This window comes from Lysinibacillus sp. NPDC086135 (genome assembly GCF_044746345.1).
In the GTDB taxonomy this organism is placed as follows: domain Bacteria; phylum Bacillota; class Bacilli; order Bacillales_A; family Planococcaceae; genus Lysinibacillus.
Map to the genome: position 1 here is coordinate 1 of NZ_JBIVCA010000052.1, position 1,216 is coordinate 1,216.

Sequence of the window (1,216 nt, forward strand, 5' to 3'; positions counted from 1 at the left end):
CTCTACTAGCTCTTCTAGTGGCATTTCTGCAATCATTTCAGGGTCGAGCTCTTCAATGACGGCTAAACTCGTCGTGCCAAATGTGTTAGAGAACGGGTTATCTTGGCGTAAACCACTAAATTTTAAAAACAGTTGATTCGACATGTACGTTTTATTACGCGCGATTTCATGCATCATGTGAAAACGTGTACGGGTTAAACGGCGAAGCGCCTCGTGTTGAAGGGTTTCTTGCATATCATATGGCAAGCGTCCAAAGCGTAAATGATCCGCAATAACCCAGGCATCAATTCGGTCGTTTTTCGGTAACGTATCGTAGCCTTTTTTAAAGCGTGCTACTTTTCGAGCATTGAGCATAAACACCGCTGTTTGAAACAAGGGTGCATAGCCCTGTAATTGATTTTTCAAATAATGGGCTAGGTGCCAACTATATTGGTCCGTTGACTCCATCCCAATTTTTAATTGTGTAAGCTGATTCTTTTCCGCTGTTTTCAAAAGCTTTTGAATCAAGGTGTTCGCACCTTCTATATCATTAGAAACAGAAAAATCAGCAAGCGAATGACCCTCGCCATGCATGAATTGGACATGATGGGAGCGCATACTCACGTCGATACCGACTAGCATTTGTGACATGCCAATCACCTCCTATGGGGAATAATCAAGATTGTCTCAGACCTGGGTGCCCAGTCGAATCATCGATGTCTGCCTCGTGATGAGCAATCGAAGTGAAGAAGACCAAAATGAGCGCTACACTCTCTTCTCCAACAGCGTAGCAGCCAGTGGTTAGACCTTCAATAATGAACGATGGGTAGCAGGCTATTTAAGCAGTACACAAAAAGTGCCCGCAAGGGGGAATAGCTATTTCCTGCGTCAACCTTGTCCGTTCCATTGTCTCATGGGCACAGTCTGAGTGAAATAAAAGTTGAAATAAAAAAGGACGAAGTACTAAAATGGAGCCTCCTCCATCCTTCGCCCAAACGATATAAAATTGGATAACACAAATAAGCAGGTAAGCACCTGTTAGCTATACTATTTTGAATGGTTAAAATGGAAGTTTCCTTTTGGTCCCTCGTGTAAACCAGGGTCAAACAGGTAAAACATAAAAAAAGAGTGAGGGAGCCAAAAGGCGACTATCTCCTATAGGAAACCCAACAGATCCCCAGTTGTCCGGATCAACTGGAAATTATATCGGATAGAGCTCTTACTACTAATATACGAG

General features: G+C 43.0%; 1 protein-coding gene. It reads right to left on the reverse strand.

What is annotated here, in order from left to right:
* The coding region (locus ACIPKN_RS26870) for an IS110 family transposase (protein WP_400942070.1) at positions 1-630 on the reverse strand (630 nt) is incomplete at its 3' end.
* Between the last annotated feature and the right edge of the window lie 586 nt (positions 631-1,216).